Origin of the sequence: Flavobacterium quisquiliarum, from assembly GCF_019308285.1 — a bacterium.
In the GTDB taxonomy this organism is placed as follows: domain Bacteria; phylum Bacteroidota; class Bacteroidia; order Flavobacteriales; family Flavobacteriaceae; genus Flavobacterium; species Flavobacterium quisquiliarum.
Window position 1 is genome coordinate 54,272 of sequence record NZ_WWEM01000033.1, and the last position, 17,685, is coordinate 71,956.

The window sequence follows — 17,685 nt, forward strand, 5'->3', positions numbered from 1 at the left end:
ATCTATTATGAAAAAACCTATTTTAAAACTGTGCATGGTTACTATTATCTCTGGATTATTGTTTTCATGTTCACAAAATGAAATCAATGAAACTGACGCAAAAGCGGAAAGTCAAAATTTTAAAGTGATTGATGTTACGCATCATGACGGAAAACCTTTTAGCACAGGAACTTCAAATTCTTCTCCTACTGGAAAATATGTTGATAATCCCGGAGGCGGTGTCATGATGCAGGCTTTTTATTGGGATGTTCCTGCGGGAGGAAATTGGTGGAACACCATAAGCAGCAAAGTAACCGCATGGGGCAATGCTGGAATTGGTTCTATCTGGCTTCCACCTGCTTCAAAAGCACAGAACGGAGCTTTTTCTATGGGATATGACCCGACAGATTACTTTGATTTTGGAGATTACAATCAAAATGGAAGTACCGAAACTCGTTTTGGTTCTAAGGCTGAGTTGGTCAGTTTAATTACAGCTGCCCATAATGAAAATATTAAAGTTTATGCAGATATTGTAATCAATCACAACAGTGGTGGACAATCTGAAGCAAATCCGTTTACAGGGACAAATACTTGGACGAATTTTACTGGAATTGCTTCAGGAAAATTCAAACGTACTTATAATGATTTCTACAAAAACAGTTATGGCAATAATGACGAAGGTGCATTTGGAGGATTTCCAGATTTGTGCCACGCCGCTCCAAATGTTCAAGACTGGCTTTGGCTGAGAGCTGACGGTGTTGGTAAATATTATAAAAACACCATGAAATTTGACGGCTGGAGATTCGACTACGTTAAAGGTTTCGGTCCTTGGGTTGTCAATGCTTGGAATGCTAATGTTGGAGGTTTTTCTGTTGGTGAATATTGGGATTCTAATGTAAATACATTGGAATGGTGGGCTAATAACGCAAACAGTTCTGTTTTTGATTTCGCTTGTTATTACAAAATGAATGATGCTTTTGATGGAAATAATCTAGCCTTATTAAATGATGATATGATGTGGAAACGAAATCCATATAAAGCAGTAACTTTTGTAACCAATCATGATACCGATGAAATCTGGAGCAAAATGTTAGCATACTCTTACATATTAACTCACGAAGGTTATCCAACCATTTTCTACAGAGATTATGAAGAATGGCTGGACAAAAACAAATTGAATAACCTAATCTGGATTCACAACAACAAAGCAACAGGAACGACTTCTATTTTATATTCTGACAATGACGAATATGTAGCTAGAAGAAATGGTTATAACGGGAATCCTGGTTTGGTTGTCTACATCAACAATTCAGATGTTTGGCAGGAAAGATGGATTCAGACGAATTGGGCTAATACTCAAATAAAAGATTTTACAGGAAATTCTTCTTGGTATCCAACTACGCAAGCAGATAAATGGGTAAAAATACAATGTCCCCCAAAAGGATATTCCATTTGGTCAATTAATCAGTAATTTCAAAAATGACTATTTAAGGCTGTTGCAAAACAGCCTTATTTTTTTTCTAAAAAAACCTCGAATAAGAAAGACTTCCCAAATTTAAGAAGTGAATATTTTTATAAAGCCGTATTTAATAGTACTTTTGCAACCTATTTATACGAAATATGAGCTTTTTAAAAGAAATACAACGCAGAAGAACATTTGGAATTATCTCGCACCCCGATGCTGGTAAGACTACATTAACGGAAAAATTACTGTTATTTGGAGGAGCTATTCAGGAAGCGGGAGCTGTAAAAAATAACAAAATTAAAAAAGGAGCAACGAGTGACTTTATGGAAATCGAACGCCAAAGAGGTATCTCGGTTTCGACTTCTGTACTTGCTTTTAATTATAAAGACAAAAAAATCAATATCCTTGATACTCCTGGACACAAGGATTTTGCAGAAGATACTTTTAGAACTTTAACTGCAGTTGATAGTGTTATTGTTGTAATTGACGTTGCAAAAGGGGTTGAGGAACAAACGGAAAAATTGGTTGCAGTTTGTAGAATGCGTAACATTCCAATGATTGTTTTCATCAACAAATTAGATCGTGAAGGTAAAGATGCTTTTGATCTAATGGATGAAGTAGAACAAAAATTAGGTTTGAAAGTTACGCCACTAAGTTTCCCTATCGGAATGGGTTATGATTTTCAGGGAATTTATAACCTTTGGGAAGAGAACATTAACCTTTTTAGCGGAGACAGCCGAAAAAATATTGAAGAAACAATCGCTTTTTCTGATGTGCAAAACAATCCGGAATTGGATAAAATTGTGGGAGAAAAAGCAGCTAACAAACTTCGTGAAGAACTAGAATTGATTGATGAAGTTTATCCAAAATTTGAACGTCAGGATTATTTAGATGGAAAAATTCAGCCAGTTTTCTTTGGTTCTGCTTTAAATAACTTTGGAGTTCGTGAATTATTAGATTGTTTTATTACAATCGCCCCATCTCCAAGAGCAAAAGATTCTGAGACTCGCACAGTTGAGCCTACAGAAGAAAAAATGTCTGGATTTGTTTTTAAAATCCATGCCAATATGGATCCAAAACACCGTGACCGTTTAGCATTCATCAAAATCGTTTCCGGAACTTTTGAAAGAAATAAACCTTACTACCATGTCCGCCAAAAGAAAAATTTAAAATTCTCAAGTCCAAATGCCTTTTTCGCTGAGAAAAAAGAAATCGTTGATATTTCTTACCCTGGTGATATTGTAGGTTTGCACGATACTGGAAACTTTAAAATTGGAGATACTTTAACTGAAGGCGAAATCATGAGCTTTAAAGGAATTCCAAGTTTCTCTCCGGAGCACTTTAGATACATCAACAATGCTGATCCAATGAAAGCAAAACAATTGGAAAAAGGAGTAGATCAGTTGATGGATGAAGGTGTTGCGCAGTTGTTTACTTTAGAAATGAATAATCGTAAAGTTATCGGAACGGTTGGAGCACTTCAGTATGAGGTTATTCAATATCGTTTAGAGCATGAATACGGAGCAAAATGTACTTACGAAAACTTCCCCGTTCATAAAGCTTGCTGGGTAAAACCTGATGATGCTAAAAATGAGGAATTCAAAGAGTTCAAACGTATCAAACAAAAATTCTTAGCTCATGATAAATACGGACAATTAGTATTCTTAGCTGATTCTGATTTTACTATTCAAATGACACAAAGTAAATATCCAACTGTGAAATTATACTTTACATCTGAATTTGATTAATTCTTTTAGAAGAAAATAATATATAAAGGCTGTCAATTTTTATTATGACAGCCTTTTTCATTTACATTCCACAAAATGCAGATTTGAATATTATCGCGTATAATTAATTCCTAATCCTCCCGCTATATAAATTCTGTTAAGCTCTTCTGCATCAATAATTATGTTTTTTACCAAAACATCATTTTTAGCTGACTTTATATCAAAGGCTACTTCTTTTGAAAGATAATAATCGTTGGCCGTAATTGTAACCATTATCGTTTTACTGCCCTTTAAAACTTTGACTTCTATCGAAAATTCACCAGTTTTAGGATTCACTTTCAAAGGATTTTGCGAGTTATTAAAAGCAATCATTAAATTAGAATATGCTTCTTTATCAAAAGGTTTGTTTGTTTTTGATTCTAACAGTTTTCCTTTTATGATTAATGAGACTTCTTGATTTCGAGTCTGGCCATAAGCTACTTTACCTACTTTGTAAGTATTCGGTTTTGGGCAGTTTATTTCTGTTTTAACAACTTCTTTTTCTTGTGCTGAAAGATTTGACACCAGTAAAACTAATGCTGCAACTGCTGCGTATTTTAAAGTATTAATTTTAGAAGTTTCATTGTAAACAAATTCTTCTTCCAATTGAGTCGTTTTTAATCGTGCACAAATACTTTTATCCTTATTATCTGAAATAAATTTAGCTACTTCGGAGTTTGTTTTTTTACTTAAATCAATTACATTCTTCATACACGAACTACAAAACGAACCATTAGTATTTGGAATCATTTTATCAAAATTTTCAGAACAAGGATCTGCTATTTCTAAGGTGAATTTCTTTTTCATACTCTACTTTATTTATAAGTTAAAAACTTTATGGCGCTTTCTTACTTAGATAGAGTATCAATTTTATAAAAAGGTTGGGAAGCCAAGAATCTTTTTTTCAATATTCTTATAAAAACTTAATTTTTAGACATAAAAAAAGCGCTAATATTTAAATTAGCGCTTTCCTTTAATTTGAATTAAATCTAACCTTACTAAGTCATTATATTTCAAAAATTAATTCTTCATAGGATCGCAAATATACTCTAACACAGACAAGTAAAGAAATTTCATCGATAAAAGTAAATTAAATCGGACAAAGTGCATTTTATTATATTTTACTATATAAAAAAAGCCCCATTTTGAATGGGGCTTTGAAATTTATGCTTGTCCCGCAGGACCAAAATTAAGCGGAATTGGTGCTTGCTCTGTTTCTTTGATTTCGCCATGAGCTGCTTCAAATCGATGGATATTTTCACCTATTGCTCTTAACAATCTTTTAGCATGTTGTGGTGTCAAAACAATTCTTGACTTTACCTTGGCCTTAGGAATCCCTGGCATAATACTCACAAAATCTAAAACAAACTCTGATGATGAGTGATTGATAATTGCCAAATTAGAATAAATTCCTTCTGCAATTGTTTCGTCTAACTCAATATTAATTTGCTCTTGTTGTTGTTTCGGATTACTCATAGTTTCCTAAATTAATAAATGTATTCTTCTTTATTAGCCATCATTTCGTTGTAATCGTCTTTAGATCCTACAATAGTATGATCATATTCTCTCATACCAGTTCCTGCAGGAATTCTGTGTCCAACAATTACATTTTCTTTTAATCCTTCTAAATCATCTACTTTACCAGCTACTGCAGCTTCGTTAAGTACTTTCGTTGTCTCCTGGAATGAAGCCGCAGAAATGAATGATTTAGTTTGTAACGAAGCTCTTGTAATACCTTGAAGAACTGGCGTCGCAGTTGCAGTGATTACATCTCTTGCTACAACAAGATTTTTATCTGTACGTTTCAATAATGAATTTTCATCACGTAATTCACGAGGTGTAATAATCTGACCTGGTTTCAATACAGAAGAATCTCCAGCATCTTCAACCACTTTCATTCCGTATAATTTATCGTTTTGAAGGATAAAGTCTTTAGTGTGGATCAATTGATCTTCTAAGAATAGAGTATCTCCTGGATCTTCCACTTTAACTTTACGCATCATTTGACGAATTACAACCTCAAAGTGTTTGTCATTGATTTTTACCCCTTGTAGACGGTAAACCTCTTGAATTTCATTAACCAAATACTGTTGAACAGCTGCCGGTCCTTGAATTCTTAAGATATCATCTGGTGTAATTGCACCATCAGACAATGGAACTCCCGCTCTTACGAAGTCATTCTCTTGTACCAAGATTTGGCTAGAAAGTTTAACTAAATACTTTTTAATCTCACCAAATTTAGATTCGATAACAATCTCACGGTTACCTCTTTTGATTTTACCGAAAGATACAACTCCATCAATTTCAGATACAACTGCTGGGTTTGAAGGGTTACGAGCCTCAAGCAACTCAGTAATTCTAGGAAGTCCTCCCGTGATATCGCCTGCTTTAGAAGAACGACGTGGGATTTTTACTAATACTTTACCTGCTTTAATTTTCTCACCGTTTTCAACCATTAAGTGTGCACCTACTGGCAAGTTGTAAGAACGAATCAATTCTCCTTCTTTACCGTAAACCAATAAAGTTGGGATTAATTTTTTGTTTCTAGCTTCAGAAATTACTTTTTCTTGGAAACCAGTCTGCTCATCGATCTCCACCATGAACGATTGTCCTTGTTCTAAATCTTCGTAAGCAATCTTACCTGTAAACTCAGAAACAATTACACCGTTATATGGATCCCATTTACAGATTACAGTTCCTTTAGCTACAGTTTCACCATCTCCAACGAAGATACTAGAACCGTAAGGAATGTTATGTGTATTTAAAACAATTCCAGTTTTTTCATCAACTAATTTCAACTCAGTTGAACGTGAAACTACGATATCAACAGAGTTACCTTCTCCATCTTCTCCTTTAACTGTTTTTAAATCTTCAATTTCAAGTCTACCTGCGAATCTTGTAACAATACTAGACTCTTCAGAGATACCTCCAGCAACCCCCCCAACGTGGAACGTACGAAGTGTCAACTGTGTACCTGGCTCTCCAATAGACTGAGCTGCAATAACTCCGACAGCTTCACCTCTTTGTGTCATTTTTCCAGTAGCTAAGTTTCTACCGTAACATTTCGCACAAATACCTTTTAAAGCTTCACAAGTTAATGGAGATCTAACTTCTACTTTTTCAATTGGAGAAGCTTCGATAGTTCTCATAATTGATTCCGTAATTTGTTCTCCAGATTTAACCATTACTTCGTTAGTAAGAGGATTAATAACGTCTTGTAATGCAACACGTCCTAAAATTCTCTCTCCTAAAGATTCAACGATTTCCTCATTTTTCTTCAATGCAGCAACTTCAACACCTCTTAAAGTTCCACAATCTTCGATGTTAACAATAACATCTTGAGAAACGTCATGAAGCCTTCTTGTTAAGTAACCAGCATCGGCCGTTTTAAGAGCCGTATCCGCAAGACCTTTACGAGCACCGTGAGTAGAAATGAAGTACTCAAGGATCGAAAGACCTTCCTTAAAGTTAGAAAGAATCGGGTTTTCAATAATCTCACCACCACCAGCAGTAGATTTTTTAGGCTTAGCCATCAAACCACGCATACCAGTTAACTGACGAATCTGTTCCTTAGAACCCCTCGCCCCAGAGTCAAGCATCATATATACAGAGTTGAAACCTTGTTGGTCTTCTCTAATATTTTTCATTGCTAACTCTGTCAACTGAGCATTTGCTGAAGTCCATACGTCAATAACTTGGTTGTAACGCTCGTTATTTGTGATAAGACCCATGTTATAGTTAGTTGAGATACCTTCAACTTGCTCTCTAGCATCTGCAATTAACTTAGTTTTTTGTTCTGGAATTCTAATATCACCTAAAGAGAATGATAAACCTCCTCTAAATGCGAATTTATAACCCATATCTTTCATATTATCCAAGAAAGCTGCCGTTGTAGGTACATCAGTCACACTTAAAATGTGTCCGATAATATCTCTAAGGTTTTTCTTAGTCAATACGTCATTGATATATCCAGCTGCTTCAGGTACTACTTCGTTAAATAATACACGTCCTGCAGTTGTTTGAATAATTTTGTATACTAATTCTCCAGCGTCATTAAAATCTTTTGCTCTAATTTTCACACGAGCATTCAATTCTAATCTTCCTTCGTTTAATGCAATGTTTACTTCTTCAGCAGAATAGAAAGTCAAATCTTGACCTAAAATAATGTGATCTTCTGTAGAAATACGCTCTTTTGTCATATAGTACAGCCCCAAGACCATGTCCTGAGAAGGTACAGTAATTGGAGCACCATTTGCAGGGTTCAAGATATTATGAGAAGCCAACATTAATAATTGTGCCTCTAAAATAGCCTCTGGTCCTAATGGTAAGTGAACCGCCATCTGGTCACCATCGAAATCGGCGTTAAAAGCCGTACATACTAATGGGTGTAACTGGATCGCTTTTCCTTCAATTAATTTTGGCTGGAAAGCTTGGATACCAAGTCTGTGCAAAGTAGGAGCACGGTTCAGTAATACTGGGTGTCCTTTAATTACATTTTCTAAAATATCCCAAACCACTGGCTCTTTTTTGTCAATAATTTTCTTAGCAGATTTTACTGTTTTAACAATACCTCTTTCAATCAATTTACGGATAACGAAAGGTTTGTATAATTCAGAAGCCATATCTTTTGGCAATCCGCACTCATATAATTTTAACTCTGGACCAACGACAATTACCGAACGAGCAGAATAATCCACACGTTTTCCAAGTAAGTTTTGACGGAAACGTCCTTGCTTACCTTTTAATGAGTCAGATAATGATTTTAATGGTCTGTTAGATTCTGTTTTAACAGCAGAAGCTTTACGAGTGTTATCAAATAATGAATCTACAGATTCTTGTAACATACGTTTTTCGTTTCTTAAGATAACTTCTGGAGCTTTAATCTCCATTAATCTTTTCAAACGGTTGTTACGGATGATTACACGACGGTATAAGTCGTTCAAATCTGAAGTTGCAAAACGACCTCCATCAAGCGGCACAAGCGGACGTAATTCCGGTGGAATAACTGGAACCACTTTCATGATCATCCATTCTGGACGGTTTTCGCGGTTTTCGTTAGATTCACGGAAAGACTCAACAACTTGTAATCTTTTTAAAGCTTCAGTTTTACGTTGTTTAGATGTTTCGTTGTTAGCGCTGTGTCTTAATTCATAAGATAAAGCATCTAGGTCAATACGAGCTAATAAATCCATAATACACTCTGCTCCCATTTTGGCAACAAATTTATTTGGATCTAAATCATCTAAATATTGGTTTTCTTGTGGAAGAGTATCTAAAATATTTAAGTACTCTTCTTCAGTTAAGAAATCAAGTCTTTGTAAAGATTCTCCATCAGCATTTTTAGCAATACCAGCTTGGATTACTACGTATCTTTCGTAGTAAATGATCATATCTAATTTCTTAGATGGAAGACCAAGGATATAACCAATTTTGTTTGGAAGAGAACGGAAGTACCAGATGTGAGCAATTGGCACAACAAGGTTGATGTGTCCAACTCTGTCACGACGTACTTTTTTCTCAGTAACTTCAACACCACAACGGTCACAGATAATACCTTTGTAACGAATTCTTTTATACTTACCACAAGCACATTCGAAATCTTTTACTGGTCCGAAGATTCTTTCGCAGAAAAGTCCGTCACGCTCTGGTTTGTGAGTTCTATAGTTAATTGTTTCTGGCTTTAAAACCTCTCCTCTTGATTCTTTCAAGATAGATTCTGGTGAAGCCAATCCAATAGAAATTTTGTTAAATCTTTTTACTGGATTCTTATCTTTATTGTTTCTGTTATTCATCATAGTTTTTACTATTGATTTATTTGCAATTAAAAAATTGAATTTAGATTTATAATCTACTCTTAAAAATTTAAGAGTTAATCATTCAGCTACTACCTCGGGTTACTTCTCTAAACCTCAAATTCTTATTTGAAGTGCTAGTTATAAAATGCCTCGCATTGTTATAAAAAATCGGAACGGGTTACGGGTATAAATCTTTAAAAACTTGTAACATTTAGTAAACAATCGCAGTCCCAGTTTTCAGTGCTAAACTGAATACTGAGACTGTAACTGAAAACTTTATTTATTCTTCCAAACGAAGATCTAATCCTAGACCTTTCAATTCGTGCATTAATACATTGAATGATTCTGGTAAACCTGGTTCTGGCATAGTTTCTCCCTTAACGATAGCTTCGTAAGTTTTAGCTCTACCAATAACGTCATCAGACTTAACAGTTAAGATTTCACGTAAAGTACTAGAAGCTCCATAAGCCTCAAGTGCCCAAACCTCCATCTCTCCAAAACGCTGACCTCCAAATTGAGCCTTACCTCCAAGTGGCTGTTGCGTAATCAATGAGTATGGTCCGATAGAACGTGCGTGCATCTTATCATCAACCATGTGTCCTAATTTAAGCATGTAAATTACACCCACAGTTGCTTTTTGTGCAAAACGCTCTCCAGTTCCACCATCATAAAGATAGGTATGTCCGAAACGTGGTACGTTAGCTTCATCAGTCAAAGCGTTGATCTCGTCAAGAGAAGCACCGTCGAAAATTGGAGTAGCAAATTTTCTACCCAAGTTCATACCAGCCCATCCAAGAACAGTCTCATAAATCTGACCAATGTTCATACGTGAAGGTACCCCAAGTGGATTCAATACAATATCTACCGGTGTTCCATCTTCTAAGAAAGGCATATCTTCGTGACGAACGATTCTAGCAACAATACCTTTGTTACCGTGACGTCCCGCCATTTTATCACCAACTTTTAACTTACGTTTTTTAGCAATATAGATTTTAGCCAATTTCAAGATTCCAGATGGTAATTCATCTCCAACTGTAATAGTAAATTTCTCTCTTCTTAAAGCTCCTTGTAAGTCGTTCAGCTTAATTTTATAGTTATGAATTAAATCATTAACCATTTTATTAGTAGCATCATCAGCAACCCATTGACCTTTGCTTAAGTGAGCGAAATCTTCTACTGCGTAAAGCATTTTTTGAGTATATTTTTTACCTTTTGGTAAAACTTCTTCACCCAAATCATTCATTACACCTTGAGATGTTTTTCCGTTAACGATCAAGAATAATTTCTCAACCAATCTGTCTTTTAATTCAACAAATTTAGTTTCGAATTCCATTTCTAAAGCGCCTAAAGCATCTTTATCCTGAGTACGTTTACGTTTATCTTTTACGGCTCTTGCAAATAATTTTTTGTCAAGAACTACACCGTGTAAAGATGGAGAAGCTTTTAATGACGCATCTTTTACATCACCTGCTTTATCCCCGAAGATTGCACGAAGCAATTTCTCCTCTGGAGTAGGATCTGATTCCCCTTTTGGTGTAATTTTTCCGATTAGAATGTCGCCAGGTTTAACCTCTGCTCCAATTCTGATCATACCGTTTTCATCTAAATCTTTAGTAGCTTCTTCAGAAACGTTAGGAATATCGTTTGTTAACTCTTCATTTCCTAACTTAGTATCTCTAACCTCTAATGAATAATCATCAACGTGGATAGAAGTAAAAATATCATCACGAACTACTTTTTCAGAAATTACAATCGCATCCTCGAAGTTATACCCTTTCCATGGCATGAACGCAACTTTTAAGTTTCTACCTAAAGCTAATTCACCATTTTGAGTAGCATATCCTTCTGATAATACTTGTCCAGGAATAACTCTGTCACCTTTTCTTACGATTGGTTTCAAGTTAATACTTGTACCTTGATTGGTTTTTCTAAATTTAATAAGGTTGTACGTTTTCTCATCAGCATCAAAACTAACCATTCTCTCGTCTTCTGTACGATCGTATTTAATAGTAATGATGTTTGCATCAACATACTCAACAGTACCATGCCCTTCAGCATTGATTAATACTCTTGAATCTGAAGCTACCTGACGCTCTAAACCTGTACCAACAATCGGAGCTTCAGGACGGATCAAAGGAACTGCCTGACGCATCATGTTTGATCCCATCAACGCACGGTTCGCATCATCATGTTCCAAGAAAGGAATCAAAGATGCAGAAATCGAAGCGATCTGGTTAGGAGCAACGTCTGTATAATGAACTACTGATGGCTCAACAACCGGGAAGTCACCTTCCTCACGAGCAATAACATTGCTTGCTGTAATTTTACCAGAAGCGTCCATTTCAATGTTTGCCTGAGCAATCATTTTGCCTTCTTCTTCTTCAGCACTTAAGTAAACTGGAGTACTTTCTAAATCAACTACACCATTTGTTACTTTACGGTAAGGAGTTTCGATGAAACCCATTCCGTTAACTTTTGCATAAACACCAAGAGATGAAATCAAACCAATGTTTGGTCCCTCAGGAGTTTCAATCGGACATAAACGACCATAGTGTGTATAGTGAACGTCACGAACCTCGAAACCAGCTCTTTCTCTCGAAAGTCCACCTGGTCCAAGTGCAGAAAGTCTTCTTTTGTGTGTAATCTCAGCTAATGGATTCGTTTGATCCATAAATTGAGATAACTGGTTAGTACCAAAGAAAGAGTTGATAACTGATGATAATGTTTTAGCATTAATCAAATCAATTGGTGTAAACACCTCGTTATCTCTAACGTTCATTCTCTCACGAATAGTTCTAGCCATACGTGCTAAACCAACACCGAATTGTTGAGACAATTGTTCACCAACTGTTCTAACACGACGGTTTGATAAGTGATCAATATCATCAATCTCTGCTTTAGAGTTGATCAACTCGATCAAATATTTAACGATTGTAATGATATCTTCTTTGGTAAGCACTTGCTTATCCATAGGGATATCTAAATCTAATTTTTTGTTCATTCTGTAACGACCAACTTCACCTAAGTTATAACGTTGATCAGAGAAGAACAATTTATCTATAATACCACGAGCAGTTTCCTCATCAGGCGGTTCAGCGTTACGCAACTGACGGTAAATGTGCTCTACAGCTTCTTTTTCAGAGTTTGTTGGATCTTTTTGTAACGTGTTGTGGATAATAGCATAATCTGCTTGATTATTATCCTCTTTGTGTAACAAAATAGATTTAACGTTAGAATCGATGATCTCTTCAACATTATCTTTGTCGATAATTGTATCACGATCAAGGATGATTTCGTTACGCTCGATAGAAACTACCTCTCCAGTATCTTCATCAACGAAATCCTCGTGCCATGTGTTCAATACACGCGCAGCAAGTCTTCTTCCAATATATTTCTTAATACCTGTTTTAGAAACTTTAATTTCTTCAGCCAAGTCGAAAATCTCAAGGATATCTTTATCTCTTTCGAAACCGATAGCACGGAATAAAGTTGTAACCGGTAATTTTTTCTTTCTATCGATATACGCGTACATTACGCTGTTGATATCTGTAGAGAATTCTATCCAAGATCCTTTAAAAGGAATTACTCTTGCAGAATAAAGTTTAGTTCCATTTGCGTGGAATGACTGTCCAAAGAAAACCCCTGGAGAACGGTGTAATTGAGATACTACAACACGCTCGGCACCATTAATAACAAAAGTACCACTAGGAGTCATGTAAGGAATTGTTCCAAGATAAACATCTTGTACAATAGTTTCAAAATCTTCGTGTTCTGGATCTGTACAGTATAGTTTTAACCTAGCTTTTAAAGGCACACTATAAGTAAGACCTCTCTCTATACATTCTTGAATTGTATAACGTGGCGGATCAACAAAATAATCTAGGAATTCCAATACAAAGTTATTTCTTGTATCTGTAATTGGGAAGTTTTCCATGAAGGTATTGTATAACCCTTCGTTGCCTCTTTCGTCAGATTTCGTTTCTAATTGAAAGAAATCTTTAAAAGATTTAACCTGAACATCTAAGAAATCTGGATAGTCAGGGATGTTTTTTGTAGAGGCAAAATTCAATCTTTCAGTCTGATTTGTTATCATCAATGGACAAAATTTTGATTAAAAAAAAGTAATTTATTTTTGTGTAAAAACACACTGTTTAATCTATACTTTCTTAATTATAATCAATACATCTTTAAAAATAAAACAAGTAAAATAGGTTTGATTTTCTTTCTTCGTATTGATCAAAAACTTTTTCGTATTTTAAACTATGGGATAATAAAATTTAAATATTTTATTATACGAAAAATGGTTTAGGCCTTTGAGTGTTAACTCAAGGCCTAAACCTAGTTCTTAAACTGAGTTTAATTATTTAAGCTCAACAGTAGCTCCAGCCTCTTCTAAAGATTTTTTAAGACCTTCAGCCTCTTCTTTAGAAACACCTTCTTTAACGTTGCTTGGTGCACCGTCAACTACATCTTTAGCTTCTTTAAGACCTAAACCAGTTAATTCTTTAACTAATTTTACAACAGCTAATTTAGAAGCTCCTGCATCTTTCAATACAACTGTAAATTCAGTTTGTGCTTCTTCAGCAGCACCGTCTCCACCACCAGCAGCAACTACTACAGCTGCAGCAGCAGGCTCGATACCATACTCGTCTTTTAATATTGTTGCTAATTCGTTAACTTCTTTAACTGTTAAGTTAACTAATTGTTCTGCGAATTGTTTCAAATCTGCCATTTTTTCTATCGTTTAAAATGATTTGTAAAAATATAATTTATTTATTGTGCGCTAATTAAGCAGTAAGAAAGTATTCTTTCTTACGTTGATAATTACTCTGCTCCTTCTTCTTCGCTTCCAGCGAATTTGTTTTGTAAAGCAGAAATAATTCTTTGAGCTGGAGATTGTAACAATCCAATGATTTCTCCGATAAGCTCTTCTTTAGATTTAATTGTAGCTAATGCATCTAATTGGTTATCCCCAATATATACTTCAGAATTGATGTAAGCTCCTTTTAAAACTGGTTTATCAGATTTCTTACGGAAATCTTTGATGATTTTTCCAGGTGCGTTAGCAACATCAGAAATAAAGATAGCACTGTTACCTGATAAAACTGTAGGTAAATCACCATAATCATTATCAGAAGCTTCCATTGCTTTTGCAAGCAAAGTGTTCTTTACAACTTCTAATTTGATACCTGCTTTGAAACAAGCTCTACGTAAGTTTGAAGTTGTCTCTGCGTTTAAACCAGAAATATCAGAAATGTAAATGATATTTGTACCAGCTAACTGCGCAGTTAAATTTTCAATCGCGATTGATTTTTCTTCTCTAGTCATACTAAAAATTTTTAACTACCAATTATACTGCTTTTGGGTCTAATGCAATAGCAGGACTCATTGTGCTTGTAAGGTGGATACCTTTAATGTATGTACCTTTAGCAGCAGTTGGTTTAAGTTTTATTAATGTTTGAATAATTTCGTGTGCGTTGTCAACAATCTGCTCAGCTCCAAAAGAAACTTTACCGATTCCTGCGTGTACGATACCAGTTTTATCAACTTTAAAGTCAATTTTACCAGCTTTAACCTCTTGAACAGCTTTTGCAACATCCATAGTTACAGTACCTGTTTTAGGGTTTGGCATTAAACCTCTAGGTCCTAAAATACGACCTAATGGACCTAATTTACCCATAACAGCAGGCATAGTAATGATTACATCAACATCTGTCCAACCGTCTTTAATTTTTTGTAAGTAATCGTCAAGACCAACGTGATCTGCTCCAGCTTCTCTTGCTTCAGCTTCTTTATCTGGAGTAACCAATGCTAATACTTTAACGTCTTTTCCTGTTCCGTGAGGTAAAGTAACTACACCTCTAACCATTTGATTCGCTTTTCTTGGATCAACACCCAAACGAACTGCGATATCAACAGACTCATCAAATTTTGCAGAAGCAACAACTTTAATTAATGCAGCAGCATCTTTTAAAGAGTATAATTTGTTCTTTTCAATTTTTGAAGCAGCCTCTTTTTGCTTTTTTGTTAATTTTGCCATTTCTTTTTCTTAATTAAAAAGGAGCGTCTCCTGATACAGTTATACCCATAGATCTAGCTGTTCCAGCAACCATACTCATAGCTTTTTCAATTGTAAAAGCATTTAAGTCTGGCATTTTGTCTTCAGCAATAGTTCTAATTTGTTCCCAAGTAACACTAGCTACTTTTTTACGATTAGGCTCACCAGAACCAGATTTTAGCTTTGCAGCTTCCATTAACTGAACTGCTGCTGGAGGAGTCTTAACAACAAAATCAAATGATTTGTCTTTGTACACAGTGATTTGCACTGGACAAATTTTGCCAGGTTTATCCTGAGTTCTAGCATTAAATTGCTTACAGAACTCCATGATGTTAACCCCAGCAGCTCCTAAAGCAGGTCCAACCGGTGGCGACGGGTTCGCAGCACCTCCCTTAACTTGTAGTTTAACTACCTTACTAATTTCTTTAGCCATTTTTAAAAAATTTAACACTGTAATCAATGGAAGCGATTACAATGGTTTATTATAGTGTAACAAAAAATTATACTTTTTCTACTTGCATAAAACTTAATTCCAATGGAGTCTTTCTTCCGAAAATCTTAACCATTACCTCAAGTTTACGCTTCTCTTCATTGATTTTCTCAACAGATCCGTTAAATCCATTGAAAGGTCCATCAATAACCTTAACCGTTTCACCAACACTAAATGGAATAGAACGTGTATCTGTGTTTACAGCCAGCTCATCCACTTTACCTAACATACGGTTTACTTCAGAAAGTCTTAAAGGAACAGGTTCTCCACCTTTAGTTTCTCCTAAAAATCCAATAACACTAGTAATTGACTTAATAATATGAGGGATTTCACCAACTAAGTTAGCTTCAATCATAACATATCCAGGAAAATAAACTTTATCCTTAGATGATTTTTTCCCATCTTTTACAGTAACTACTTTTTCAGTAGGAACTAAAACTTGAGAAACATAATCCTCCATACCTAATCTCGCAATCTCAGTCTCGATATAAGCTTTCACTTTATTCTCTTGACCACTAACCGCTCTAACTACGTACCATTTTTTCACATTATTATCTGCCATCACAAAAAAATTATCCTTTTAACCAGTTAAAAAATCCAGCCAAAGCTTTTGCAAAAAATTCGTCCACTCCCCAAGTTGCCAAAGCGAATAAAATCGAAAATACAGCCACAACAATTGTCAATTTTTGAACTTCAGCCCAAGCTGGCCAAGTAACATTTGACTTTAACTCTTCGAAAGCCTCTGATAAATAATTAGTAACTTTTGTCATTTGATATATTTTTTATTGCACGGGCGGAGGGATTCGAACCCCCATCAACGGTTTTGGAGACCGCTATTCTACCCTTGAACTACGCCCGTAATTAAAGCCAGTGATTAAAAAATAATCACTGGCTTTTTATTAATTTTAATAGAATTACTCTACGATTTCAGTAACCTGACCAGCACCAACTGTTCTACCACCTTCACGGATAGCGAAACGTAAACCTACGTTCATAGCGATTGGGCTTAATAAAGCAACTTCAATAGTTAAGTTATCACCTGGCATTACCATCTCTACACCTGCTGGTAAAGAAATAACTCCTGTTACGTCAGTTGTACGTACGTAGAACTGTGGACGGTAGTTATTGTGGAATGGAGTGTGACGTCCACCTTCTTCTTTTTTCAAGATATAAACCTCAGCTTTGAATTTAGCGTGTGGTTTTACTGAACCTGGCTTAATAATAACCATACCTCTTTTGATATCAGCTTTATCAATACCTCTTAACAATAAACCTACGTTATCTCCAGCTTCACCTCTGTCAAGGATTTTACGGAACATCTCAACCCCTGTAATAGTAGAAGTTAATTTTTCAGCTCCCATACCAATGATTTCAACAGGATCTCCAGTGTTAGCAACTCCAGTTTCGATACGACCTGTAGCAACAGTTCCACGACCTGTAATTGTAAATACGTCCTCAACTGGCATCAAGAATGGCTTAGCAACGTCACGTACTGGCTCTTCGATCCAAGCATCAACAGCTTCCATTAATTCGATAATTTTAGGTACCCAGTTTGGATCATTGTTTAATCCTCCTAATGCAGAACCTTGAACTACAGGACCATTATCTCCATCATATTCGTAGAAAGATAATAAATCTCTAATTTCCATTTCAACAAGCTCTAATAACTCAGCATCATCAACCATATCCACTTTGTTCATGAAAACAACGATTCTTGGAATACCAACCTGACGACCTAAAAGGATATGCTCACGAGTTTGTGGCATTGGACCATCTGTAGCAGCAACTACTAAGATAGCTCCGTCCATTTGAGCAGCACCAGTAACCATGTTCTTTACGTAATCCGCGTGACCTGGACAGTCCACGTGAGCGTAGTGACGGTTAGCAGTTTCGTACTCTACGTGCGATGTATTAATAGTAATACCTCTTTCTTTCTCCTCTGGAGCGTTATCGATTTGATCAAACGATTTTGCTTGACAGTAACCAGCATCTGACAATACTTTAGTGATTGCAGCAGTTAATGTAGTTTTTCCGTGATCTACGTGTCCAATTGTACCTATGTTTAAGTGCGGTTTGGAACGATTAAAATTCTCCTTTGCCATTTTACTTAATTTTTAATCTTAGTTATATAT

At 35.5% G+C, this 17,685-nt stretch carries 13 protein-coding genes and 1 tRNA gene; 2 read left to right on the top strand and 12 right to left on the bottom strand.

Annotated elements, in window-relative coordinates; translation table 11 throughout:
* Positions 1-7 precede the first annotated feature (7 nt).
* Complete coding sequence (locus GSY47_RS15565) at positions 8-1,450, top strand: alpha-amylase (protein WP_179001089.1); 1,443 nt, start codon at positions 8-10, stop codon at positions 1,448-1,450.
* A gap of 149 nt (positions 1,451-1,599) precedes the next feature.
* Entirely contained in the window at positions 1,600-3,192 is a 1,593-nt protein-coding gene (locus GSY47_RS15570) for a peptide chain release factor 3 (protein WP_091492772.1), read from the top strand.
* Between the two features lie 90 nt (positions 3,193-3,282).
* On the opposite strand, the gene GSY47_RS15575 is transcribed toward GSY47_RS15570, so the two are convergent.
* From GSY47_RS15575 to tuf, 12 genes are all read right to left on the bottom strand, one after another.
* On the bottom strand, positions 3,283-4,017 hold the full coding sequence (locus GSY47_RS15575; protein WP_179001091.1) for a hypothetical protein: 735 nt from the start codon (positions 4,015-4,017) through the stop codon (positions 3,283-3,285).
* A gap of 357 nt (positions 4,018-4,374) precedes the next feature.
* Positions 4,375-4,686: a DUF3467 domain-containing protein gene (locus GSY47_RS15580; protein WP_012024017.1), complete on the bottom strand. Its 312-nt coding sequence runs from the start codon at positions 4,684-4,686 to the stop codon at positions 4,375-4,377.
* Positions 4,687-4,697: 11 nt separating this feature from the next.
* Positions 4,698-9,005 carry a DNA-directed RNA polymerase subunit beta' gene (rpoC, locus tag GSY47_RS15585; RefSeq protein WP_179001093.1) on the bottom strand — a complete coding sequence of 1,436 codons (4,308 nt, stop codon included), beginning with the start codon at positions 9,003-9,005 and terminating at the stop codon, positions 4,698-4,700.
* Between the two features lie 280 nt (positions 9,006-9,285).
* On the bottom strand, positions 9,286-13,098 hold the full coding sequence (gene rpoB / locus GSY47_RS15590; RefSeq protein ID WP_179001095.1) for a DNA-directed RNA polymerase subunit beta: 3,813 nt from the start codon (positions 13,096-13,098) through the stop codon (positions 9,286-9,288).
* Between the two features lie 267 nt (positions 13,099-13,365).
* On the bottom strand, positions 13,366-13,737 hold the full coding sequence (gene rplL, locus GSY47_RS15595; protein ID WP_008466917.1) for a 50S ribosomal protein L7/L12: 372 nt from the start codon (positions 13,735-13,737) through the stop codon (positions 13,366-13,368).
* Between the two features lie 92 nt (positions 13,738-13,829).
* Positions 13,830-14,333 (bottom strand): 50S ribosomal protein L10, encoded by a 504-nt coding sequence (rplJ, locus tag GSY47_RS15600; protein ID WP_091492767.1) that lies wholly within the window; start codon positions 14,331-14,333, stop codon positions 13,830-13,832.
* Positions 14,334-14,355: 22 nt separating this feature from the next.
* Positions 14,356-15,045 (bottom strand): 50S ribosomal protein L1, encoded by a 690-nt coding sequence (gene rplA / locus GSY47_RS15605; RefSeq protein ID WP_025572415.1) that lies wholly within the window; start codon positions 15,043-15,045, stop codon positions 14,356-14,358.
* Positions 15,046-15,058: 13 nt separating this feature from the next.
* Positions 15,059-15,496: a 50S ribosomal protein L11 gene (gene rplK / locus GSY47_RS15610; protein WP_008466923.1), complete on the bottom strand. Its 438-nt coding sequence runs from the start codon at positions 15,494-15,496 to the stop codon at positions 15,059-15,061.
* A gap of 67 nt (positions 15,497-15,563) precedes the next feature.
* On the bottom strand, positions 15,564-16,115 hold the full coding sequence (nusG, locus tag GSY47_RS15615; RefSeq protein WP_008466925.1) for a transcription termination/antitermination protein NusG: 552 nt from the start codon (positions 16,113-16,115) through the stop codon (positions 15,564-15,566).
* 10 nt (positions 16,116-16,125) lie between these two features.
* Entirely contained in the window at positions 16,126-16,323 is a 198-nt protein-coding gene (gene secE / locus GSY47_RS15620) for a preprotein translocase subunit SecE (RefSeq protein ID WP_008466927.1), read from the bottom strand.
* An 18-nt stretch (positions 16,324-16,341) separates the two neighbouring features.
* Positions 16,342-16,412 (bottom strand) — tRNA-Trp (locus GSY47_RS15625).
* A gap of 55 nt (positions 16,413-16,467) precedes the next feature.
* Positions 16,468-17,655 carry an elongation factor Tu gene (gene tuf, locus GSY47_RS15630; protein ID WP_026730432.1) on the bottom strand — a complete coding sequence of 396 codons (1,188 nt, stop codon included), beginning with the start codon at positions 17,653-17,655 and terminating at the stop codon, positions 16,468-16,470.
* Positions 17,656-17,685 lie beyond the last annotated feature (30 nt).